This is a genomic window from Bradyrhizobium sp. ORS 285 (assembly GCF_900176205.1).
GTDB lineage: Bacteria > Pseudomonadota > Alphaproteobacteria > Rhizobiales > Xanthobacteraceae > Bradyrhizobium.
In genome coordinates this window covers 4,720,638-4,745,208 of the sequence record NZ_LT859959.1, presented here as the reverse complement: position 1 = coordinate 4,745,208, position 24,571 = coordinate 4,720,638, and the positions used below count along the sequence as shown (strand labels likewise).

Here is a 24,571-nt window from a genome sequence, read left to right as displayed (position 1 = left end):
ATTAACGGTCTCTATGGACCTCACCTCTATACCTCCTACACGGACCGTCGCGCGGCGCGCGTTCTTCTGTGGGTAGGGCAATGAAACTGAATCGGATCGGCTACAAACTCGGGCTTGCTGGCGCCATCGGCGCATCTCTCGCGGTCGGCATGATCGCCAACCAGATGATGGCGGAGAGAGCGGTCAACCAGGCCAACCAGCAGGCCGAGCGCGCGCGGCGGGTGGTCGAGAGCGTGTTGTCGGCCAGCGCCAACATGCAGCAGACCCAGCTCGGCGGCCGCTCGGCGCGGCTGGCGCGGTCGCAGGCCGAGGCGGAGAAGGCTGCTGCCGACATTCAGCAGTTCTCGACCGCGATGGTCACCGACATCGACGCGGCGCTCACCAACGTGTCGACGGCCGAGAACCGCACCCGGCTCACCCGGATCAAGGAGCTGATGACGAGCTATGCCGCGGGCGCGGTCGATCTCGCCGAGGCGCAAAAGGCGCTGTTGATCCAGATCGACAAGCGCAGCGGGGTGTCCAACGAATGGAGCAACGGTCTGAAGGCCCTGCTGGCTTCCCCGGCGCTGCCGAACCTCGCCTTCCGCGAACGCGTCGAGCGTCAGCTTCAAACGGCCGACGCCAAGCTGAACTACATGCGCGCCCAGGCCTGGCGCTTCGGCATGACCGGCGATGCCGCGACGATCAAGACGGTCAAGCAGACGATCCCGGGCCTGAAGAGCTCGCTGACCGATGCGCGCATGCTGGCCGACGATCGCGAGGTCCAGGCCACGATCACCAAGCTGAATGGGATTGCCTCCGACTTCGTCGCCGCCAACGATGAGGTGGTGAAGATCGAGGGGATCAAGGAGGCCGTGCTGCGCGACCGCACCCTGATCTATCTCGGCGAGGCCGGCGAGCTGATGAATGCGGCGATCCAGGACGCGCGCGCGCGCAACGCCAGCGCCCGGTTCGATGCCGACCAGGTCGCCGCGCGGGCGAGCTACATCACGCTGTTCGTCGGACTTGCCGTGCTGCTGTCGGTGATCGGCTCGGTCGTGTTCTCGTTCCTCGGAATCGCGCGGCCGTTGACGCGGCTGAACGGGGCGCTGGGCGAGATGGCGCGCGGCCGCCTCGACATCGTCATTCCCGGCGCATCGCGCGGTGACGAGATCGGCGATCTCGCCAAGACCGTGACGGTGATTCAGAGCAATGCCGAGGAGAAGGCGCGCGCCGAGGCCGGCGAGAAGAGCGCGCAGGACGCGATCGCGGCACGCCAGCGCAGGGCCGACATGCAGCGGCTCGCCGAGCAGTTCGAGGCCGCGGTGGGCGAGATCGTCAACACCGTGTCCTCGGCCTCGAGCCAGCTCGAGCAGTCGGCCACGACGTTGACCGAGGCCGCGTCGCGGTCTCAGGGACTGACGACGGCGGTGGCCGCGGCCTCCGAGGAGGCCACCACCAACGTGCAGTCGGTGGCGTCCGCGACCGAGCAGATGGCCTCGTCGGTGACCGAGATCAGCCGCCAGGTGCAGGAATCCGCGCGCATCGCCAACGATGCCGTCGGCCAGGCCCGCACCACCACCGGCCGCGTCAGCGAGCTGTCGAAGGCTGCGACGCGCATCGGCGATGTCGTCGAGCTGATCAACACGATTGCGGGACAGACCAACCTCCTGGCGCTCAACGCCACGATCGAGGCGGCGCGCGCCGGCGACGCTGGCCGCGGCTTCGCGGTCGTCGCCTCCGAGGTCAAGGCGCTGGCGGAGCAGACGGCGAAGGCGACCGGCGAGATCGGCCAGCAGATCTCGAGCATCCAGGTCGCGACGCAGGAGTCGGTCACCGCCATCAAGGAGATCTCCTCTACGATCGAGAAGCTGTCGGAAATCTCCTCGACGATCGCCGCGGCGGTCGAAGAGCAGGGCGCAGCGACGCAGGAAATCTCCCGCAACGTGCAGCAGGCGGCGCACGGCACGCAGCAGGTCTCAGCCAACATCACCGAGGTCGAGCGCGGCGCGGCGGAGACCGGCTCGGCCTCCTCGCAGGTGCTGTCGGCGGCGCAGGCGCTGTCGGGGGACAGCAGCCGACTGAAGCAGGAGGTCGCGAGCTTCCTGTCATCGGTGCGGGCGGCCTAACGCCGATTGCGGCCACTGACAGCTTGCTGAGTTTGTGAAAAGGCCGGAGCGGCGACGCTCCGGCCTTTTACCTTTGCGCGCTGCGCTTCGACCGTGCCGGAGATGGTCCGGATGGCCTTGACCAACTCCTGCGTCGCGACCTGAATGCTGGAGATCTGCTGGCCGAGATCGCCGGTCGCCTTGGAGGTCTGCTCGGTCAGCACCTTGACCTCGGTGGCGACGACGACAAAAACCCCGCCGGCCTCTCCGGCTCGCGCCGCCTCGATGGTGGCGTTGAGCGCCAGCTGGTTGGTCTGTCCTGCAATGGTGTTGATCAGTTCGACCACGTCGCCGATCGGGGCGGCTGCCTTCGGCGCAGACCTTGTCGACCGACAGCAACCGACTCAAGCTCGAAGTCGGCCGCTTCCTGCAGACGGTGCGCGCCGCATAGTCGCTGCGTCGTTCGCCGATTCTCACTCAGCCGCAGGCGCAACGCCTGCGGCTTTTTCGTTCGGCGGGCGCGCAAGGGCGCCGGTCGTGTCGCCGCTCTGGCAAAATAACCTGCGTAGTCAATCCAGGTTTTTAACTTGCTTTAACTTCCGGCCCTTAGGGTCGCGTCATCAGCGGCCGATACGCAGTCGAGCTCCACGGGCAAAACGGCGCTTGTCTGGTCCGGCCGCAGCACATGAGACAACGCGCCGCACGGCCAGGCCGGAGCGCGTTACCGATCTGGGCAGGGTGACGACCAATTTCGGCCGTCGCTCCGTATTTGCACGGACATCGCGTTAACCCGGCCTAACCCGGTGGTCCCTACGTTTGCACCTATGGGCGGTGGGGCCCGTTAGCGTGCACAGGACGGGCGAGCCCAGCCCATCGACGACACGGTCTGTCCCCGAGCGCCCTCTCAAACAGTCGCGCCCGTGGAGACTGACATGTCGCTTGCACTACCCCAGCGTTTCAAGCTCACAATCGGCATCAAGATCTATGCGCTGATTGGCCTGAGCTTTATCGGCCTGATCGGCCTGACCGCCTTCAATTCGCGTGAGCTTTCCGCCGGTCTCAAGCAGCAGAAGCAGCTCGAGCTCCGGCATCTGACCGAGCTCGCGCTCGCTATTTTCGCCGAAGAGCATGCGGCCGCGCAGAAGGGAGCTATCTCGGTCGCAGATGCGCAGAAGCGCGCGCTGGAGCGCGCCTCTCAGCTGCGTTATAGCGGCAGCGAGTACTTTTTCGTCACCGACATGTCGGCGCGCATGCTGATGCATCCGATCTCGACCAAGCTGGTCGGGCAGGACGTCGCCGACATGAAGGATCCCAACGGCAAGAAGCTGTTCGTCGAGATGGTCGACGTCGTGCGGCAGCACGGCCGCGGCTTCGTCGACTATGATTGGCCGAAGCCCGGCTCCGAGACGCCGCAGCCGAAGCTCACCCATGTCGCGGGCTTCGCGCCGTGGAATTGGCTGGTCGGCACCGGCGTGTACATCGACGACCTCTCGGCGCAGGCGTGGGCCTCGACTCGCCAGTCGCTGATGGCGGCAGGGCTCGTGCTTCTCGTTCTGCTCGTTGTGTCGACCATCGTCGGACGCGGCATTACCGGCCCGCTGCATCGGATGACCGCGGCGATGAAGAGTCTCGCCGGCGGCCGTCTCGACGTCGACGTGCCAGGGATCGGACGCGGCGACGAGATCGGCGAGATGGCCGGCGCTGTCGAAGTGTTCAAGAGCAATGCCATCGAGCGTCAGGCGCTCGAGGCCGAGCAGAAGGAAGGCGAGCAGCGGGCGCTCGCCCGGCGCAAGGCGGACATGCACAAGATGGCCGACGATTTTGAAGCGGCGATCGGCGAGATTGTCGAGACCGTGTCGTCCGCCTCGTCGCGGCTGGAAGTGTCGGCGGACACGCTGAGCAAGACGGCGGTGCGCGCCGGCGAGCTCGCCACCGCCGTCGCGGCGGCGTCCGAGGAAGCTTCGACCAATGTGCAGTCCGTGGCCTCCGCCACCGAGGAGATGACGTCGTCAGTGACCGAGATCGGCCGTCAGGTTCATGAATCGGCGCGCATGGCCACGGAGACGGTGGAGCAGGCGAAGCGAACGAACGAGCGCGTCAGCGAACTCTCGCGCGCCGCGAGCCGCATCGGCGATGTCGTCGAGCTGATCAACAGCATCGCCGGGCAGACCAATCTTCTGGCGCTGAACGCCACCATCGAGGCGGCGCGGGCAGGGGAGGCCGGACGCGGCTTTGCCGTGGTCGCTGCCGAGGTGAAGGCGCTCGCGGAGCAGACCGCCAAGGCGACCGACGAGATCGGCCAGCAGGTGGCCGGCATCCAGACGGCCACGCAGGAGTCGGTGAATGCCATCCGGCTGATCTCCGGCAGCATCGAGCGGCTGTCGGAAGTGTCCTCGACCATCGCCGCGGCGGTGGAGGAGCAGAACGCCGCCACCAAGGAGATCTCGCGCAACGTGCAGCAGGCCGCGCAGGGCACCCAGCAGGTCTCTGTCAACATCACCGACGTGCAGCGCGGCGCCAAAGAGATCGGCTCGGCTTCGACCCAGGTGCTGGAGGCGGCGCAAGGACTGTCGACGGACAGCAACCGGCTGAAACGCGAGGTGAGCCATTTCCTGCAATCGGTCCGCGCCTCCTGACAGGCCTGCATCGACCGCACCATTAGCCGACGCCAGCTCCAACATCCCTCAACGAGTTTGAACTCCTGTCATGATGATCTTTCGTCCCGTCCGGCCTCGCAGCAAGGTCGTGACCCGCACGCGCTTCGTTGCATATCGTTCGCCCCTCATCCTCGCCCTCATGTTCGCGGCTCCGGCGCATGCTGCGCCCGACGACAGGCTCACCGTCGCCGCAGTCGGCGCCATCGCCGGATCGCCGGCTCGCGGCGTCACGGAGCGCGAGATCACGTTCGGCAGCGTCGTGCCGCTGTCGGGCGCGAACAAGGAATCCGGCCGCCTGCTCAAGCTGGGGATCGAAGCCGCCTTCAACCGCGCCAACGAGGCCGGCGGTGTCCACGGCCGGATGCTCAGGCTTGCCGTCGCCGACGATGGCTACGATCCGAACCGCACGCTGGACGCCATGAAGCAGCTCTATGAGAAGGAGCAGGTGTTCGGCTTCGTCGGCAGCTTCGGGACGGCGACGGCGGCCGTCGCCATCCCCTATGCGCTCGAACGGCGCGTGCTGTTCTTCAGCCCCTACACCGGCGCCAACGTCACGCGGCACGATCCGCCCGACCGTTACGTCTTCAACTACCGTCCGAGCTATTCGGAGGAAGCCGATGCGCTGGTGCGCTATCTGGTGAAGCTGCGCCGCGTGCCGCCGCGCCAGATCGCGCTGTTCGCCCAGGACGATTCCTTCGGCGATGCCGGCTTCGCCGGCGTGGCCAAGGCGTTTCGCACCCTCGGGCTCAACGACGCTGCCATCCTGCGCGCGAACTACGTCCGCAACACGGTGGATGTGGAGCCCGCGATCAATCAGCTGAAGGCGCAGAAGACGCCCGTCCGCGCAGTCATCATGGTCGCGACCTCGCGCGCGGCAGCAAAGTTCATCGAGAAGGCGCACGCCGCGCTTCCCGGCGTCATCTTCGTCAACGTGTCGGCGGTCGGCGCCTCGGCGCTTGCCAATGAGCTCACCTTGCTCGGCCCGCGCTATGCAGCGGGTGTCGTGGTGACCCAGGCGGTCCCCGCCGTCTCCGGCTATTCCAGCCTGGTGTTGGAGTACAAGGCATCGCTTGCCAAGCACTTTCCCGGCGAGCCGCCGGACTACACGTCGCTCGAGGGCTACATCGAGGCGAGCATCCTCGTTCAAGCCCTGAAGCGGACGGGTCCGCAGCTCGATACCGAGCGGCTGATCGAGACGCTCGAATCCATGCGCAACATCGATCTCGGTCTTGGCGCCTTGCTCAATTTCGGCCCCGCCGAGCACCAGGCCTCGCACAAGATCTGGGGCACGGCGCTCGACGAGACCGGCGCCTATCAGGCGATCGAGCTGGAGTGACGAGCGGCCCAAGGCCGCCGGTTCGGCAGCCGGCGCGCATGTAAGAGGCGAGTGTGGAACGAAGAGCGTGTGGACGTATGTCTCGCGCCTTGCAGCTCCGTAATCATACGGACCGGGTGGTTAAGTCTTCCTAGAACTCTGACTTCGAGATTGGCGCCAACTTGGAACAATTTTTCGCGCGGCAAGCAACCCGGTCTCTCGGGCCGCGATCGATTCAGAGGAAGGCTACATGATCAAGCTCAATCGCATCGGCTACAAGATGGGAGCCGCCGGCCTCGTCGGCATCCTCCTGTCGCTCGGCATGCTGATGAACCAGCAGTCGTCGCAGAGCGCGATCGATGGAGCGATGAAGGCTGCCGATACGCAGAATTCGATCCGCAAGAGCGTGCTGATGGCGGATGCCGATCTACGCAATCTGCAACTCGCCAACCGCGGCGTTCGCCTCTCGAAGACGGCGGCTGAAGTCGACAAGTTTCTCGACGAGGAGCGGCAGGCGCTGACCAAGATCGGCAAAAGCATCGATGCCGGCGCGGAGCTGGCGAAGGTCCCGGCCAATAAGGACCGGCTGCTGAAGATCAAATCGCTCACCTCGGACTACATGACGGCGGCAGAGGAGACAGCCAAGCTGCACAAGCAGATGCTGTCGCTGCAGGAGGCGCGCAACGTCATCTCCAGCGATTGGCGCAAGCAGGTCGATGCGCTGCTCGGCTCGGCCGCCATCAAGGCCTCGGCCGAGGCTGCCGAAAGCGAGAAGCATATCTATGCGGCTGACTCCGCGATGACGGCCGTCCGCGCCGCAGCCTGGCGCTTCGCCGCCACCAACGAGGCCGCGCTCAAGGACGAAATCATCAAGCGCATCAAGCTGGCCGGAGACGAGCTGTCCTCGGCGCTTGCAAATCTGCCGGCGGCGAAGTCCGATGTCGAACGCTTGCGCGGTCTGTTGAAGAGCTATGGCGATTCGGTCGGCCAGACCGTCGCTGCGGAAGAGGCCAAGAACAGGAGCGTGACCGAGAAGGCGCGGCCTGCCGCAGCCGAAGCGACCAAGCTGATGGGCGAAGCGGTTGCGAGCGCGGAGCAGCGTGCGAGCGAGGCGAAGCAGGCGGCTGATGCCGAGCTCGCGAGCGCCGGACGTGTCAGCCTGATCCTGTCCGGCGTGATGGTGCTCGTGCTGGTGGGCTCGGTCGCCTTCGGCTTCCTGGGCGTGGCGCGGCCGATCACCTTGCTCGACGGCGCGCTGGGCCGCATGGCCTCGGGCGATATCGCCATCAAGATCCCCGGCGCGAGCCGCGGCGACGAGATCGGCGACATGGCCAAGAACGTCGTCGTCATCAGAGAGAATGCCGAGGCCAAGGCGCGGGAGGAGGCGGAAGCCAAGGCGATCGCCGACAAGAAGGCCGCCGAGCAGCGCAAGCGTGAGATGCACCAGCTTGCCGATGCCTTCGAGTCCTCGGTCGGCCAGATCATCGGCACGGTGTCCTCGGCGTCCGACGAACTCGAAGCCTCGGCCAGGACCCTGACCGCGACCGCGGAGCGGTCGCAGCAGCTGGCGATCACCGTTGCCTCCGCATCCGAGGAGGCGTCGACCAACGTGCAGTCCGTCGCCTCGGCCACCGAAGAGCTGTCATCGTCGGTCACCGAGATCAGCCGCCAGGTGCAGGACTCGGCGCGGATGGCCAGCGGTGCGGTCGAGCAGGCGCGCAAGACCAACGATCAGGTCGGCGAATTGTCGAGGGCCGCGGCCCGCATCGGCGATGTCGTCGAGCTGATCAACACCATCGCCGGCCAGACCAACCTGCTGGCACTCAACGCCACGATCGAGGCGGCGCGCGCCGGCGAAGCCGGCAAGGGCTTTGCCGTCGTCGCCACCGAGGTGAAGGCGCTGGCCGAGCAGACCTCGAAGGCCACCGGCGAGATCGGCCAGCAGATCGCCGGCATCCAGGCGGCGACGCAGGAGTCGGTGAATGCGATCCGGGCGATCTCCGGCACCATCGAGAAACTGTCGGAGATCTCCTCGGCTATTGCCGCTGCCGTCGAGGAGCAGGGCGCAGCCACCCAGGAGATTGCCCGCAACGTGCAGCAGGCGGCCGCCGGCACCGAGCAGGTCTCGTCCAACATCACCGACGTGCAGCGCGGCGCCACGGAGACCGGCTCGGCCTCGTCGCAGGTGCTGTCCGCCGCTCAGATGCTGTCCGGCGACAGCAGCCGGCTGAAGACGGAGGTATCTCGCTTCCTGGAGACCGTGCGCGCGGCTTGATTGATGGACGCTACGTTTTCGAGGGGCGTGGCCACAGGCCGCGCCCTTTTTGTTTCTGGGCAGAGCGGGCCGTCAGCAGAGTCCCGCTCGCCTCCGTAACTCTACGGTGCGCGATGTTAACGAGGTTCCGTCCATGCGTCTCTAAAGATGTAGGGAGTTTTTTAACGTTGTGTGGCCGGGCGTCTTGCTGACCGGCCGCATCACGGATCAACGCCGATCCGAGGGGGCCTTTGATGTTTGCCAGCATGTCCATCCGCACCAAGATCATGTCCGTCGTCGCGCTGCTTCTCCTCGTCCTCACCGGCGTGGGCCTGCTCGCCATCTCCAGCATGCGCGCGATGAACGCCAACACGGTCGACATCACCAGCAACTGGCTGCCGAGCGTGCGGGTCCTCGGCGACCTCCGGGCCGGCACGATCACCTACCGCAACGTCGTGCGCGAGCACATGCTGGCGGAGACGCTCGAGGACAAGCAGGCGCAGGACAAGACGGCTCTGACGGTGTTCGAGACCATCAAGAAGGCGGCAACGACGTACGAGTCGATGATCTCCACGCCGCAGGAGCGGGCCATCTATCAGCAGTGGAAGGCGGTCTGGGATCGATATCTCGAGGGCGCCCAGAAGGTGATGGAGCTGTCGCGCAAGGCGGTTGGCCAGGTGCCGCACGAGGCCCACGTGTTGAACCAGGGGACCGTCAACAAGATCGGCCTCGAGGCGGATGAGGTGCTGAGGAAGAGCATCGATCTCAACAATGCCGGCGCCGACAAGGCGTCGACCGACGCGGCCTCGACCTATTCGAGCTCGTTCGCAACGCTCGGCGCGATCAACGCCGTCATGCTGCTGCTCGGCGCGCTGGTCAGCTTCCTGATGGTGCGAAGCATCTCGGCGGGCATCGCCTCGATCGTGAAGCCGATGCAGGCGCTGGGCGAAGGGGATTTGTCGGCAAACATCCCGCACCGCGGCGCGAAGACCGAGATGGGCGTGATGGCCGACGCGCTGCAGATCTTCAAGGATGCCCTGATCGCCAAGAAGGCGGCGGACGAAGCCGCCGCCAAGGACGCCGAGGCGAAGATCGAGCGCGGCCGCAGGGTCGACGCGGTGACGCGTCAGTTCGAGACCGTCGTCGGCGACATCGTCAACACGGTGTTCTCGGCGTCGCGTCAGCTCGAATCGTCGGCTGATACATTGACCTCGACGGCCGATCGCTCGCAGCGGCTGGCGACCACGGTTGCCTCCGCCTCCGAGGAGGCGTCGACCAATGTCCAGTCGGTCGCTTCCGCAACGGAGGAGCTGTCTTCGTCGGTGACCGAGATCAGCCGCCAGGTGCAAGAGTCGGCGCGGATGGCCAGCGAGGCGGTGACGCAGGCGCGCACCACCAACGATCAGGTGGGCGAGTTGTCGAAGGCGGCCGCCCGCATCGGCGACGTGGTCGAGCTGATCAACACCATCGCAGGGCAGACCAACCTGTTGGCTCTCAACGCCACCATCGAGGCGGCGCGCGCCGGCGAAGCCGGCAAGGGCTTTGCCGTCGTCGCCACCGAAGTCAAGGCGCTGGCCGAGCAGACGTCGAAGGCCACCGGCGAGATCGGGCAGCAGATTTCCGGCATCCAGGCCGCGACGCAGGAATCGGTCAATGCGATCCGGACGATTTCGGGCACGATCGAACGGCTGTCGGAGATCGCGTCCGCCATCGCGGCTGCGGTGGAGGAGCAGGGTGCGGCGACGCAGGAGATCTCGCGCAACGTCCAGCAGGCTGCGCGAGGCACCCAGGAGGTCTCCGCCAACATCGCCGACGTGCAGCGTGGCGCGAGCGAGACCGGCTCGGCCTCTTCGCAGGTTCTGTCCGCCGCAAAGTCGTTGTCGACTGACAGCAATCGGTTGAAGACCGAAGTCAGCCGCTTCCTGGAAACCGTCCGCGCGGCGTAGCCAAGAACGGATCAGTCTTCGGAGTTCGGGGCGCGCCGTCTGACCGTCGGCGCGCCCTCCGTATTTGTCCGGCTCGGAGTTCCACGGGCGGACAAATTAACACAAACGCGGTTTGAACGGATCAGACTCGCTTTGATTCAACGCCACTCACGATCTCGGATCGGCGCTTTTCCGCCGGGACCGCCATGGCCCATCCGCTCGTGAATTGCATCAGAGGCTAACGATGTCCTTCCTATCCCGCTTCCGCGTGCTCACAAAGATTCTTGCGATCGTGCTCCTGCTCAGCGCCATGATGGGCGTGCTGAGCTACATTGCGACCGGAGCCATGCGTGACCTCAACGACAATGCCGAGCGCATGGCGCGTGCCGCGCGGCGCTCGATGCTGGCGGCGCGCGCCAACACCAACGTGATGTCGATCGTCGGCGCCGAGTATCGCAGCGCTCTCGATCCCCGGGACGACAACCGCAATGCAGCCCACCGCATCATCGACGAGCAGATGAAGGTCTTCAAGGAACGCCTCGACGAAGTCGCCAAGACCAGCGATCAGGAAGCCCAGGCGATGCTCGGCGGCGTGCGCGACGCGCTCGCGGCCTATCAGGGCAGCATCGCCAAGACGATGGCCGTTGTCGAGGCGGCGTCCTCCAACCAGATCAGCGACTCCGCGCAGAAATTGCTCGAGGCTGTCAAGGCTAGCGATGCCGTTGCCGAGACGCTCCGGACCAGGATGCGAGCGGTGGCCGAGCGGATGGACCACCGGGTCGAGGAATTGGCCAAGTCGACGGCCGAAGAGTATGTCGAGACATCACGGGAAATGATGCTCATCTCCGGCATCAGCATCATTGCCGGCCTGCTGATGGGCGGCCTGATCGGCCAGTACGGCATCGCTAAGCCGATGCGAGCGCTGGTGGCGGTGCTGCAGCGGATGGCGAGGGGTGAGGAGGTCGCGATCTCGGGCGAGGGCCGCGGCGACGAGATCGGCGAGACCGCGCAGGCTGTCAATGCGATCAAGGTCATGCTGGCGGAGAAGGCGCAGCAGGAGGCCGAGGCCAAGATCGCGATGGACAAGCTGATGGCCGAGACGCGCCGCGCCGAGATGCACCAGATGGCCAACGGCTTCGAGCAGGCGGTCGGGCAGATCGTCGGCACGGTATCGCATGCCTCGACCGAACTCGAAGCCTCGGCGACGTCGCTGAGCTCGACCGCGGCGCGTTCGCAGACGCTGGCGACCACGGTTGCTGCGGCTTCGGAGGAAGCCTCGACCAACGTGCAGTCGGTCGCCTCGGCGACGGAGGAGATGGCGTCCTCGGTCAACGAAATCAGCAGGCAGGTGCAGGAATCCGCGCGCATGGCGAGCGATGCCGTTCAGCAGGCCCGGCGCACCAATGATCGCGTCGGTGAATTGTCGCAGGCCGCGAGCCGCATCGGCGACGTCGTCGAATTGATCAATGCGATCGCAGGCCAGACCAACCTCTTGGCGCTCAACGCGACCATCGAAGCGGCCCGCGCCGGTGAGGCCGGGCGGGGCTTTGCGGTCGTCGCTTCCGAGGTCAAGGCCTTGGCCGAGCAGACTGCGAAGGCCACCGGCGAGATCGGCCAGCAGGTCGGCAGCATCCAGGCGGCGACGCAGGAGTCGGTCGGCGCTATCAGAGAGATCTCGGGCACCATCGAGCGGCTATCGGAGATTTCGTCGGCCATCGCCGCCGCAGTCGAAGAGCAGGGTGCCGCCACTCAGGAGATCTCGCGCAATATTCAGCAAGCCTCGATCGGCACCCAGCAGGTGTCGGTCAACATCGCCGAGGTGCAACGCGGCGCCAACGAGACCGGCTCGGCATCATCGCAGGTGCTGTCGGCGGCGCAGATGCTGTCCGGCGACAGCAACCGGCTGAAGCTCGAGGTCGGCCGTTTCCTGGACACGGTGCGCGCGGCCTGAGCGCAGGACACCGGCCATCACTGAAGGGCGTCGCCGTTGGTGACGCCCTTCATTCTTCCCGCGTCGCGACGACCTTCCGTGGCGCTGGTCGGTCGAAAGGGACGCAACCTCACCGGGGCGTTCCGGACGGGTTTCTACGGCACCGAATTTTAATCAATTTGGGGTGCGCACGGAACAGACTGGCGCGGTTTCACATCCGCCAATGATGCCGGACGAGCGTTTCGCTTCACGGTCACACGGTCCTCGTCTGCCGCATCAGAGAGCTCCGACGAGGTCATCGATGTCGCTCCTGTCCCGCTTCCGTGTTCTCACCAAGATCCTCGCCATCGTGGTGCTGATGGCCATCGTGGCCGGCATCATCAGCTGGTTCGCCATCGGCGCGCTTGAAACCGTCGCGGAAGGCGCCGTCCTCATGAAGGCCGCGGCGAACCGATCGTTGCTTGCCGCCCGCGCCAATCAGAACGTCATCGCCTTGAACCGTGCCGAATTCCGCGCTGCGCTCGATCCGCGCAACGACAACCGCGAGGCCGCGCTGAAGGTCGTCGAGGAGCAGCGCAAGCTGTTTGCCGAGCGCCTGGAGGAGGTCGCCAAGACCAAGGACGATCAGGCGCGGGCGATGATCCCCGAGGTCCGCAGCTTGTACGAAGAGTATATCAAGGGCATGGAGGAGACCTTCCGCGTCATCGGTGCCGCCAAAGATACGCAGCTGAGCGAGCAGACCGAGAAGATGCGCGATGCCGCGATGAAGAGCCGCGCCAATTCCGAGAGGCTCCAGGGCAAGATCAGGGAGGTCGCCGATCGCCTGAACGCGCGGGTCGAGAATCTCGCCAAGGCCGCCGATGAGCAGTATCAGCAGACCTCGCGGATGCTGATCCTGGTGGCGGCTGTCGGCATCGTGCTTGGCCTGTCGCTCGGCTTCGTCATCGGCCAGTTCGGCATCGCCAAGCCGATGCGGGCGCTGGTGGCGGTGCTGCAGCGGATGGCCAGGGGTGAGGACGTCGCGATCTCCGGTGAGAGCCGCGGCGATGAGATCGGCGAGACGGCGCAGGCCGTCAACGCGATCAAGATCATGCTGGCCGAGAAGGCGCAGCAGGAGGCCGAGGCCAAGATCGCCATGGACAAGCTGATGGCCGAGAAGCGCCGCGCCGAGATGCACCAGATGGCGAACGGCTTCGAACAGGCGGTCGGGCAGATCGTCGGCACGGTGTCGCACGCGTCGACCGAGCTCGAAGCGTCGGCGACGTCGCTGAGCTCGACCGCGGCGCGTTCGCAGACGCTGGCGACCACGGTTGCTGCGGCTTCCGAGGAAGCCTCGACCAACGTGCAGTCGGTTGCCTCGGCCACGGAGGAGATGGCGTCCTCCGTCAACGAGATCAGCCGGCAGGTTCAGGAATCCGCGCGCATGGCGAGCGATGCCGTTCAGCAGGCCCGGCGCACCAATGATCGCGTCGGTGAATTGTCGCAGGCCGCGAGCCGCATCGGCGACGTCGTCGAATTGATCAATGCGATCGCAGGCCAGACCAACCTATTGGCTCTCAACGCGACCATCGAAGCGGCCCGCGCCGGCGAAGCCGGGCGGGGCTTTGCGGTCGTCGCCTCCGAGGTCAAGGCCTTGGCCGAGCAGACGGCGAAGGCGACCGGCGAGATCGGCCAGCAGGTCGGCAGCATCCAGGCAGCGACGCAGGAGTCTGTCGGTGCTATCAGAGAGATCTCGGGCACCATCGAGCGGCTGTCGGAGATTTCGTCGGCCATCGCCGCCGCAGTCGAAGAGCAGGGCGCGGCGACCCAGGAGATCTCGCGCAACATCCAGCAGGCCTCGATCGGTACCCAGCAGGTGTCCGCCAACATTGTCGAGGTGCAGCGCGGCGCCAACGAGACCGGCTCGGCCTCGTCGCAGGTGCTGTCCGCGGCCCAGATGCTGTCGGGCGACAGCAATCGGCTGAAGCTCGAGGTCGGCCGTTTCCTGGACACCGTGCGCGCTGCCTAACAACGTCAACAGGTTCGGCACCAGACGCGCGGTCGCACCGCGCGTCTCGTCATTTCTGTCCGCTGCTGCCGGGCCGGAGTCCTACGGGACGGAAAATTAAGATCTCATTCGTTTGCAGCGCGAGACGTTCGATTCGTCAGGCTTCAGCAGAAGCCGGCGCTTGCATGCCATCGCCTCGCCCAGGGCCATCCGCCGCAGCGGCCGTAGCCGCGCGCGCCGCTGTCGCGTGGAAACCACGGGCTTAAAACTTAACGTATGTTTCAATCTGCTCTGGCGAATTGATTGAAATTCAACCCAACTCGCCTCCTGCGTGCTGCAGGAGGTCCAGCCTCCGAGAGAAGAACCTGATGCTTTCCCTGCTGATGAACATGAAGACGTCGCGCAAGCTCGCGGCCGGCTTCCTCATGACGATCATCGTCTCCGTGGTCGCCAGCCTGATCACGTGGCAGAACCTCTCCACGCTGGCGCAGAACAACGGCTGGACCGTCCACACCTATCAGGTCATTGATCAGACCAAGGCGCTGGTCTCCGCGATGGTCGATGCCGAGACCGGCGTGCGCGGCTTCCTGGTCGGCGGCACCGACAATTTCCTCGAGCCCTACAAGAATTCCGACATCGCCTTCAAGAAGGCGCTGGCTGAGGTGAAGCAGCTGACCTCGGACAATCCGACGCAGGGGCGTCGCTTCGACGAGATCGCGAAGGCCGCGGCCAGCTGGCGCCAGGACATCGCGGAGAAAGAGATCGCGCTGATGCGCAATCCGCAGACGGTGGCTGAGGCGCGCAACATCGAAACCTCCGGGGCCGGCAAGAAACACATGGACGCTCTCCGCGCCCTGGTGAAGGAGGTCATCGACGCCGAAGCGTCGCTGCTGCAGACCCGCGCGGACGCGGCCGATGCGGCGCTCTCCTCGTCGAAGACGGCGATCATCACCGGCGGCATCGTCATGGCGCTGATCGCGGTCGTCTCGTTGCTCGTGTTGAATGCCGCCGTGACCCGCGGCATCACCAGCATGACCGCCGCGATGGGACGGCTCGCCAACAACGATCTCAGCGTCACCATCCCCTATGCCGATCGCCGCGACGAAGTCGGCGAGATGGCCAAGGCGGTGCAGATCTTCAAGGACAACGCCATCCGCGTCCAGGCGCTCGAAGCCGAGCAGAAGGAGACCGAGCGTCGCCAGGCCGAGAACCGCCGGCGCGACATGATGGATCTCGCCGGCCGCTTCGAGCAGACCGTCGGCGACATCGTCAATGCCGTGTCGAGCGCGTCGGGCCGTCTGGAAGGCTCCGCCAACACGCTGCGCCGCTCCGCCGAGCGGGCGCAGGAGCTGACGACCACCGTGACCTCCGCCTCGGAGCTCGCCTCGAGCAACGTGCAGTCGGTTGCTTCCGCCACCGAGGAGCTGTCCTCGTCGGTCACCGAGATCAGCCGGCAGGTGCAGGAATCGGCCCGCATGGCGAGCGAGGCCGTCAACCAGGCGCGGCGGACCAACGATCAGGTGAGCGAGCTGTCCAAGGCCGCCGCGCGCATCGGCGACGTCGTCGAACTGATCAACACCATCGCCGGCCAGACGAATCTGCTGGCGCTCAACGCGACCATCGAGGCGGCGCGCGCCGGTGAAGCCGGCCGCGGCTTCGCGGTCGTCGCCACCGAGGTCAAGGCGCTGGCCGAGCAGACGTCGAAAGCCACCGGAGAGATCGGCCAGCAGATCTCCGGCATCCAGAGCGCGACCCAGGAATCGGTCGGCGCCATCAAGGAGATTTCCGGCACCATCGAGCGCCTCTCCGAGATCGCCTCGACCATCGCCGCCGCCGTCGAGGAGCAGGGCGCCGCGACCCAGGAGATCTCGCGCAACGTCCAGCACGCCTCGCAGGGCACCAAGGACGTGTCGACCAACATCATCGAGGTGCAGCGTGGCGCCAGCGAAACCGGCTCGGCCTCCTCGGAAGTGCTGACCGCCGCGCAGGCGCTGTCGTCCGACAGCAATCGCCTGAAGGCCGAGGTCAGCCGCTTCCTGGAGACCGTGCGCGCCGCGTAAGCTCATTCATCAGCCGCAACACATCAGGGCGTGGCCTCAGGGCCGCGCCCTTTTGCTTTGCCTGCGTGTGCTTTGCCGGCGTGATGTCAGCGAACCATGCGCCCGGTGCAGGGGCCCGTGAAATCCCGTGCAAGCCGGCCGATCTTTAACTTGCGTTAATTCCAAATCGGCGAGTGTCGACGTTGTTACAACCTTTTGTTCAGGAATACGGAACTCATTGTCGTGCTCAGCAATCTTCGCATGGTTTTCAAGGTCGGCCTCATCGCTCTCCTGATGGGGGCGGCGATGATCGGTCTCGCCAGCTACATGTCGCTACAGATGTCGGCGGTCGATCGCGGCTACACCGACGTGGTCAAGCGGATAGACAGTACCACTGTGCTGCTGGCGCGGACGGGCCGCCGGGCGGAGACCTATCGCGCGTCCGCTTTCGAGCTGGTCGCCGAGGCGACCGATGCGGGCAACGCCCGTCTGCTCAAGGCGACACAGGATGCGGCAGCGCAGGTGAGGAGCGGGCTGGACAAGGTCAGGACCGATCTGCCCGAGAAGGCCGAGCAGACCGGCAAGATCGCCGAGCTCTTCAACCGCGCTTTTGCGGGCTGCGATCCGGCCATTCAAGTTGCGAGCAAGGCGACGACTCCCGAGCAGAGTGCCAAGGCTGGGGAGAAGCTGCGCGCCGAGTGCAGCCCGGTTCTCAACACGGCGATCACCGACTTGCTGAAAGCCGTCAGCGATGTGGTGGCTTTCTCTGAGTTCAAGGCCGCCGAACAGCACGATGCGGTCGCCGCCGACACGCGCACCACGCTCGTCCTGGCCGCCATCGCGACGATCATGGCCATCGGCGCCGCCCTGGCCGTCGGTGTCTTCGGAATCGCGCGGCCGATGCAGGCGCTTGCGGAGGTGCTGCAGCGGATGGCCCGCGGCGAGTCGCCAGCGATGGTCGGCCTCGGCCGCAAGGACGAGATCGGCGACACCGCGCGCGCGGTCGAGGGCGTCGGCAACATGCTCGCCGAGAAGGCGCGGCAGGAGGCCGAGGCCAAGCTGGCACAGGACCAGATCGCCGCGCAGCAGCGGCGCGCCGAGATGCAGCAGATGGCCGACAACTTCGAGGCGGTGGTGGGCCAGATCATCGAGACGGTGACCTCGGCGTCCGCCGAATTGGAGGCGTCCGCGACGTCGTTGTCGTCGAGCGCGGATCGCTCCAGGCATCTCGCCACCACCGTCGCGTCGGCGTCAGAGGAGGCATCGACCAACGTCCAGTCCGTTGCATCGGCGACGGAGCAACTGTCGTCGTCAGTCACCGAAATCAGCCGCCAGGTGCAGCAATCGGCGCGGATGGCGGGCGAGGCCGTCGGCCAGGCGCGCTCGACCACCGATCGCGTCGGCGAACTGTCGAAGGCCGCGACCCGCATCGGCGACGTCGTCGAGCTCATCAACACCATTGCCGGCCAGACCAACCTGCTCGCGCTCAATGCGACCATCGAGGCGGCGCGCGCCGGCGAGGCCGGCCGCGGCTTCGCTGTGGTGGCCTCCGAGGTCAAGGCGCTGGCCGAGCAGACGTCGAAAGCCACCGGAGAGATCGGCCAGCAGATCGGCAGCATCCAGGCGGCGACGCAGGATTCGGTCGGCGCGATCAGGGAGATCTCGATCACGATCGAGAAGCTGTCGGAGATCTCCTCGACCATCGCCGCCGCCGTCGAGGAGCAGGGCGCCGCGACCCAGGAGATCGCCCGCAACGTCCAGCAGGCGGCCGCGGGCACCGGCGAGGTGTCCTCCAACGTCGCGCATGTTCAGCGCGGCGCCACCGAGACCGGCAGCGCCTCGTCGCAGGTGCTCTCGGCCGCGCAATCGCTCTCCGCCAACAGCACGCGCCTCAAGGCGGAAGTCTCGCGTTTCCTGCAGACGGTGCGCGCCGCCTGATCGGGACGACTACCGACAATCAGAGCGGACGGCGGCAAACGCATTCGCCGCTGTTTTGCTCTGTCCGGAATCGAGGGCGCCGCCAACTCGCGCGGGCTTGCAACCAGGAAGCGTTAGCGTCGATGACCGTATTTTCGCGGTTGAGGCGTTTTAGCCTAGGTTAATGGACTGCGGAGATACTCGGCACATCGAGTGCTGAAACATTAGTCATGCCAGCGCCGGCGTGACCTCACCCCATCCTTTGAGATCGGAAGCCGCGCCATGCGCAAAAACCTGCCTGTCACCAACGTCGAATATCCGATCACGGATGACACCCTGATCGTGTCGAAGACCGACACCAAGGGCAAGCTGACGTTCTTCAACGAGGATTTCGTCAAGGCCGCCGGCTTCACCGAGGCCGAGCTGATGGGCCAGCCGCACAACATCGTGCGCCATCCCGACATGCCCCCGGAGGCGTTCGACAATCTCTGGAGCACCCTGAAGGCAGGGCGGCCTTGGGTCGGCGCGGTCAAGAACCGCCGCAAGAACGGCGACTACTACTGGGTTCTGGCGACGGCGTCGCCGATCCGGAAAGATGGCCAGGTCGTCGGCTATACGTCGGTGCGCACCAAGCTGCCGTCCGACCAGCGGGCCGAGGCCGAGCAGGTCTATGCGGCGATCCGCGAGAAGAAGCCGCACGGCTACAAGATCGAGGACGGCATCGTCCGCCGCCGGTCGATGTTCGATCATCTCGCGATGTTCACCGGCAAGATCGTGTCGCGGCTGAGCACGCTGATCGCGGTGCAGACCGTGTTTTTCATCGTGCTCGGCGCGATCTCGTTCGGTGAGGGCGGACTGGGCGCCATGATCGCGGCGGCGGGTATCCTGCTGTGCGGAGCGATCGGCCTTCGCACGATGAAGGTCATCGTCGGCCCGCTCGATCATCTCAACGAGACGATGGAGAGCATCACCCAGGGCAAGCTCGACACCCGCATGCGCATCGAGCGCGACGACGAGATCGGGCGCGCCCTGCGCAACCTGCAGACCGTGCAGACGATGGTGCGCTTCAATGCCAGGGAGCTGATCGAGCAGGAGCAGCGGGCCCAGCGCACCCGCAAGCAGGAGATGTCGGAGCTCGCGAATAGTTTCGAAGGGGCCATCGGCAGAATCGTCGACACCGTCTCCTCGGCCTCCGGCAATCTGGAGAGCTCGGCGAATTCGCTGTCGAGCACCGCTCTGCGCGGGCAGGAGCTGTCGACGACCGTGGCCGCAGCCTCCGAAGAGGCATCGGCCAACGTCCAGGCCGTCGCCTCCGCAACGGAGGAGCTGACGTCCTCGGTCAAGGAGATCAGCCGCCAAGTGCAGGAATCCGCGCGCATCGCCTCCGACGCCGTCGATCAGGCGCGGCGGACCAACGACCGGGTCGGCGAACTGTCGAAGGCGGCCACCCGCATCGGCGACGTCGTCGAACTGATCAACACCATTGCCGGCCAGACCAACCTGCTGGCGCTCAACGCCACCATCGAGGCTGCGCGTGCGGGCGAAGCGGGCCGTGGCTTCGCGGTGGTCGCCTCCGAGGTCAAGGCGCTGGCCGAGCAGACGGCCAAGGCGACCGGCGAGATCGGCCAGCAGATTTCCGGCATCCAGGCTGCCACCAACGAATCCGTCGGCGCCATCCGGGAGATCTCGACGACGATCGAACGGCTGTCCGAGATTGCCGCCGCGGTCGCCGCGGCAGTCGAGGAGCAGGGCGCCGCCACCTCCGAGATCTCCCGTAACATTCAGCACGCCGCGACCGGCACGCAGCAGGTGTCAGTCAACATCACCGACGTTCAGCGCGGCGCCAACGAGACGGGGGACACGTCGAGCCTCGTGCTGACCGCCGCGCGCCAGCTCTCGGGCGACAGTAACCGCCTCAAGCAGGAGGTCAGCCGCTTCCTCCAGTCGGTCCGCGCCGCCTGAGCTCGGCGGCCGAAGACCGGACTGGCCACATCAGGTGCGATAGTTGAACGGCGCCCGCTGGGCGCCGTTTGTCGTTCGACATCGGCGGCCGAGAAAACCTGAATCTGCCAGCCGTTCGCAGCGCGGCCCTTGGGTTCGCCTGCCGGCCGGGCTGAACTGTGCGTTTCGTGCATCGCTTGGCCAGGAAGCACCGCAGCAACCACAAACGTCGCCGTCACGCCATAATCCCGCTAAGGTGCAAAGGTTCCTTGCATCCAAGATTTGTTCAACCAGCGGTACAAATTATTGGCGGGCAATGTGATCGCGTGCGGACCTTCGCGCAGGACCTTGGTGCTGTCGGCCGCCATCGCGGCGGCGGGCTTCGGTCTCGACGCGCCGCTCGCCATCGCCGCCAAGCCTCGCCGCCGCACCGTGGACCCGGAGCGCGGCTTCCGTCGGCTCACCGTCGGCGAGGCCGAGGTGATCGCGCTCTATGACGGCATCTGGGAGAAGCCGCATGAGGCGGGCTTCCTGAGCAATGCCGGCGTCAACGACGTCAAGGCGGCGCTGCGCGCAGCCGGCCTCAGCCCGGCTTTCGTCCCCGTGCCGATCAGCACCTATGTGGTGCGGCTGAAGGGCAAGACGGTGCTGTGCGACGCCGGCGGCGGCGGCCAGGTGCAGGGCTACAATTCCGATTCGATCTTTCTGTCGGGCCGCATGCTGGACAATCTGAAGGCGGCCGGCCTTCGTCCGCAGGACATCGACACCATCCTGATCTCGCATTTTCATCCCGATCATATTTTTGGACTGCTCGGCGAAGACAGCAACGCGCCGGTGTTTCCCAACGCCGAGATCATCGTGGCCGCGGCCGAGTACAAGTTCTGGACCGATCCAACCTTGACCAGCCGCCTGCCGCCGTGGCGGCAGGCGCTGGCCCGCCGCATCCAGAGCGTGATCCCGAGCTGGAAGAACGTGCTGCCGGTCGAGGGCGAGGATGAGGTGGTGCCCGGCATCCATTTCGTCAGCGTCCACGGCCACACGCCCGGACATACCGCCTTTCACCTCAGCTCCGGCCAGGAGCAGCTGATGATCTCCGGCGACACGGCCTATGTGCCGGCGCTCAGCCTGCGCCATCCCGAATGGCACGGTGCCTATGACCAGGATGCTCCGGCTGCGGAGGTCAGCCGGCGCAGATTGCTCGACAGGGTGGTCGCAGACGGCATGCTGATCTGCGGCTCGCATTTTCCATGGCCCGGATTTGGCCGGCTCGTTCGCGACGGCGCCCATTATGCGCTCGACATGTTCTCGGCATGATCACGACGCGAGCGCGGAAGGGGGCCGCGAGGCAGATTGATGAAAACGCATTACGAGGTGCTCGGGGTTTCGCCGCGCGCCGATCTCGATACGATCAAGAAGGCGTTCCGGCAGGCCGCCAAGGCGCATCATCCCGACCTCACGGGAGGGCGCGACGCCGCGTCCGAGCATCAGCTCAAGCTGATCATTATCGCCTACAACGTCCTGCGCGATCCCGGCCGCCGCGCCGAATATGACGAGGAGCTCGCCTCCGAGCGCGCGCGGATCCGGCGCGAACGCTGGGACGCGATCTTCCAGTTCACCGCCGCGACCACGGTGCTCAGTGCGATCCTGATAGGTCTGGAAATCCTGCTGTTTCCCTCGCTCGGCGATTGGACAATTCGGTCGCCAACGACGCGCTCGGTGACCCTGCAACCTCCAGCGCAGCCTCGCTTCGAGCCGCCGCGCGACGTCGGTGGCGAAGCGGCGACGGCCGCCCAGGACGCGACGGGTGCGGTGCTGCCGGTCGCGCCACCGGCGCCTGAAGCAAGCCCGGCGCCGTCTCCGGCCAAGGAAGCAACCGCTGAACAGCAGGTCTCGCCGGCACAGCCGACCACCGCGGCCGGCTTCGTCAGGCGGGCGCTGGAGCGCAGCCAGCAGGGTGACCTCGACGGCGCCATCGCCGATTTCGACGAGGCCGTCCAGCTCGCGCCGCGCAATGCCGACCTCTACCGCTATCGCGCGCGGGACCTCGGCCGCAGGGGCCGCTGGGACCGCGCCGTGGCGGACTATGAAAAGGCGATCCGGCTCGATCCCAACAATCCGGCGCTGCTGCATGATCGCGCGCTGGCGCTGCAGCAGACCGGCGAGCTCGACGAGGCGCTGGTGGATCTCGATCGCGCGGTGCGCATGAGCTTCAGCGACGCCGAACTGTACAGCGATCGCGGCGCGGTCTGGCTGGCGAAGGGGCGCTACGACCGCGCGCTCGCCGACTTCAACCAGGCCCTGAAGCTGAACCCGGAGCTGGCGACCGCGGTGGCGCGCCGCGACGATGCGCTCGCACGCAAGCGCGAGCAGGTGCTGGCCGGCGACGGCCGCCCCGGTCCAGCGCCTGCCGAGACCACGGGTACGCTCCCTGAGGATGCGAAGCCCAAGCGCACCGCGCGCTGAGCGGCATGACATCCAGAACGCTCCCTGCATCGTTGTGCTCACGCCGATCCGCAGCAGCCGTTGCCGTGCGGCGCGGTCCGTGATCCCAGGGGCGCCTCATGAGCGTTTACGTTTCCGTCACCGGCTTCCGTCCGCATCCCGGGCTGGTCCGGCTGCTGCGCTTCTGGTGGCACACCTCGCGTGCCGTGAGGCAGGCGCGCGGTGCTCCGGGAAACCTGCGCGTCGAGCTGCGGCCCGTCGATGGCATCTATCACACGCTGACGGTGTGGCGCGACGAGGCCAGCATGCGCGCTTATGTCAGGAGCGGCGCGCACCGCCGCGCCATGATCGGCTTTCGCGATCTCGGTGGCGGCAAGACGCTCGGCTTCCCGGCCGACGCCGATCCCGGTTGGGACACGGCCTATGCGCGCTGGCAGCGCGAGGCGCGGGAGGTCTAGCTACGAGTGATCGCGTCCGCTGGTCGATCTAACTCACCCGCCACTCCGGCACGCCATCGGCGGCCATCTTGATCGCACCGACCGTGCCGACCGGAGTCCGGTCCAGGTCCATCAGCCGCGCCAGCGTCGCCTTGTCCTGAGCCGGCACGCGCGCCAGCGTGCGCGTGTCCTGCTCGGTGCGCAGCATCACCACGCCGTGCTCGACCTCGCCGTTGCGATCGTACAGCGCGGTGAAGCTCTCGACCTTGCCGTTGCCGGACGCTTCGCTCACGAACGTCGGCGCTGGGCCGCGATGACGATCGGCCTCCGCCTGCACGCTGACGTCCTGTGACAGCGACGAGGGCGGCTCGCGCGAGATCACCAGCGCATGATGCTTGGTGACGAAGCCGCCCTGGCCATACAGCAGGCCGCGCCTGGCGCCGCCGCCGCGCAGCCGCCGGACCATCGCGCAGGCCGCGTGCGTCATGTAGGTGTTGAGCGGCGCGCCGAAGAACGTCAGCCCGCCGGTGACGGTCGGCCCGACATCGGCGCCGAGCCCGAGCGTCCGCCGCGCCATCTTCGGCACGCACGGGAAGCAGCTGTAGAGCTCGATCACGTCGAACGCCGTGCCTTTGCTACCGACGAGATTCATCGCCGCCTGCAGCACGGCGTTCTGCGGATGGCTTTCGGCGAACTGATCGCGCGTCAGATAATCACGCGGATCCTCCGCCGAGGCCCCGCCGAGGGGATAGATCATGCGGTTCTCGGGAACGCCTTCGGCGCGCGCCTTCGCGAGACTCGTCAGGATCAACGCGGCGCCCATGTTGACCATGGGATTGGCGACCATCAGCTTGGTGTAGGGCCAGGCGATCGGGCGATTGTCGGCGGAAGGCGTCGTGATCTCGTCCGGCGCGAAGTGTCGCTTCAGCCAAGCGTTCGGATTGTAGGCGGCGACCGCCGAGAAGCGCGACCACAGCTCGCCGGATTCGGCGAGCGCCTGCCGCGGCGCCTGGCCCCATTTGGCTGCGCTCGCGACCTCGTAGAACGGATAGACCGAGACCGGGCGGAACACGCCGAGCTTCACCGCGAGCGGCTTCTGGAATGCCGCCCCGCGCTTCGGCTCCTCGACGTCATGGGCAAACGGCGTCCACGGCAAGGTCACGCCGGCGCGCTCCGCCTTGGTCGCGGTCGACTGTGCCTCCGCGCCGCAGACGACGGCGACCTCGCATTCGCCGCGCGCGATCCGCAGCGCCGCCTCATGCAGATAGCGGATCGGGCTCTCGCCGCCGACCGGGCCGTAAGTGCAGTGCGCCGGCTTCGCGCCGAGCCGCTGCGCGAGCAATTGCTCGGGATCGCGATAGCGCCAGCTCAGGAAGTTGACGACATCGAGCGAGCCGGTGTCCTGGATCAGCTTGGCGCCCGCATCATTTTCCGCGCGACGGATCGCCTGTTCTAGCAGCGCCAGTGGCTCCAGCCCCTCCGCGACGTCCTTCGGACGGTCGACGATCTCGCCGACGCCGACGATCACGGGAATGCGGTCCGGGGGGAGGGCAGCAGCAGTCATGGGCGTTTCCGAAAAGCGGTTCGTGGCGAACCGTCATTGTGATCTTGTCTTCGTTCTGTCATCGCAGGTTCGACCG

General features: G+C 66.4%; 14 protein-coding genes and 1 pseudogene. 13 read left to right on the top strand and 2 right to left on the bottom strand.

Annotation, left to right across the window (positions count from 1 at the left end; translation table 11 throughout):
• The first annotated feature begins 80 nt into the window (after positions 1-80).
• Positions 81-2,108: a methyl-accepting chemotaxis protein gene (locus tag BRAD285_RS21380; protein WP_035647811.1), complete on the top strand. Its 2,028-nt coding sequence runs from the start codon at positions 81-83 to the stop codon at positions 2,106-2,108.
• Positions 2,109-2,194: 86 nt separating this feature from the next.
• On the opposite strand, the pseudogene BRAD285_RS21375 reads toward BRAD285_RS21380, so the two are convergent.
• Positions 2,195-2,458: pseudogene (locus tag BRAD285_RS21375) on the bottom strand (methyl-accepting chemotaxis protein); the annotation flags it as partial.
• Between the two features lie 561 nt (positions 2,459-3,019).
• On the opposite strand from BRAD285_RS21375, the gene BRAD285_RS21370 reads away from it, so the two are divergent.
• The 12 genes from BRAD285_RS21370 (at position 3,020) to BRAD285_RS21315 (ending at position 22,952) form a co-directional block, all read left to right on the top strand.
• Positions 3,020-4,723: a methyl-accepting chemotaxis protein gene (locus tag BRAD285_RS21370; protein ID WP_035647814.1), complete on the top strand. Its 1,704-nt coding sequence runs from the start codon at positions 3,020-3,022 to the stop codon at positions 4,721-4,723.
• Between the two features lie 73 nt (positions 4,724-4,796).
• Positions 4,797-6,080 (top strand): ABC transporter substrate-binding protein, encoded by a 1,284-nt coding sequence (locus BRAD285_RS21365; RefSeq protein ID WP_139020680.1) that lies wholly within the window; start codon positions 4,797-4,799, stop codon positions 6,078-6,080.
• A 229-nt stretch (positions 6,081-6,309) separates the two neighbouring features.
• A complete protein-coding gene (locus tag BRAD285_RS21360; protein WP_006613789.1) occupies positions 6,310-8,334 on the top strand; it encodes a methyl-accepting chemotaxis protein in 2,025 nt (674 codons plus the stop codon).
• Positions 8,335-8,567: 233 nt separating this feature from the next.
• Entirely contained in the window at positions 8,568-10,259 is a 1,692-nt protein-coding gene (locus BRAD285_RS21355) for a methyl-accepting chemotaxis protein (protein ID WP_006613790.1), read from the top strand.
• 223 nt (positions 10,260-10,482) lie between these two features.
• On the top strand, positions 10,483-12,189 hold the full coding sequence (locus tag BRAD285_RS21350) for a methyl-accepting chemotaxis protein (RefSeq protein ID WP_006613791.1): 1,707 nt from the start codon (positions 10,483-10,485) through the stop codon (positions 12,187-12,189).
• A 280-nt stretch (positions 12,190-12,469) separates the two neighbouring features.
• Positions 12,470-14,176 carry a methyl-accepting chemotaxis protein gene (locus BRAD285_RS21345; protein ID WP_006613792.1) on the top strand — a complete coding sequence of 569 codons (1,707 nt, stop codon included), beginning with the start codon at positions 12,470-12,472 and terminating at the stop codon, positions 14,174-14,176.
• Between the two features lie 404 nt (positions 14,177-14,580).
• The gene (locus tag BRAD285_RS21340; protein ID WP_006613794.1) at positions 14,581-16,215 is read left to right on the top strand and encodes a methyl-accepting chemotaxis protein; all 1,635 of its coding nucleotides are present in this window, start codon (positions 14,581-14,583) and stop codon (positions 16,213-16,215) included.
• Between the two features lie 240 nt (positions 16,216-16,455).
• Entirely contained in the window at positions 16,456-18,132 is a 1,677-nt protein-coding gene (locus tag BRAD285_RS21335) for a methyl-accepting chemotaxis protein (protein ID WP_035647818.1), read from the top strand.
• 261 nt (positions 18,133-18,393) lie between these two features.
• A complete protein-coding gene (locus tag BRAD285_RS21330; RefSeq protein ID WP_006613796.1) occupies positions 18,394-20,073 on the top strand; it encodes a methyl-accepting chemotaxis protein in 1,680 nt (559 codons plus the stop codon).
• A 330-nt stretch (positions 20,074-20,403) separates the two neighbouring features.
• Positions 20,404-21,366: an MBL fold metallo-hydrolase gene (locus BRAD285_RS21325; protein ID WP_035647856.1), complete on the top strand. Its 963-nt coding sequence runs from the start codon at positions 20,404-20,406 to the stop codon at positions 21,364-21,366.
• A 39-nt stretch (positions 21,367-21,405) separates the two neighbouring features.
• A complete protein-coding gene (locus BRAD285_RS21320) occupies positions 21,406-22,515 on the top strand; it encodes a J domain-containing protein (protein WP_006613798.1) in 1,110 nt (369 codons plus the stop codon).
• Between the two features lie 98 nt (positions 22,516-22,613).
• Positions 22,614-22,952, top strand: a complete 339-nt coding sequence (locus tag BRAD285_RS21315; protein WP_006613799.1) for an antibiotic biosynthesis monooxygenase family protein — start codon at positions 22,614-22,616, stop codon at positions 22,950-22,952.
• A gap of 28 nt (positions 22,953-22,980) precedes the next feature.
• Here BRAD285_RS21315 and BRAD285_RS21310 read toward each other — a convergent pair whose 3' ends face one another.
• On the bottom strand, positions 22,981-24,495 hold the full coding sequence (locus BRAD285_RS21310; RefSeq protein ID WP_006613800.1) for an acetyl-CoA acetyltransferase: 1,515 nt from the start codon (positions 24,493-24,495) through the stop codon (positions 22,981-22,983).
• Positions 24,496-24,571: the final 76 nt, after the last annotated feature.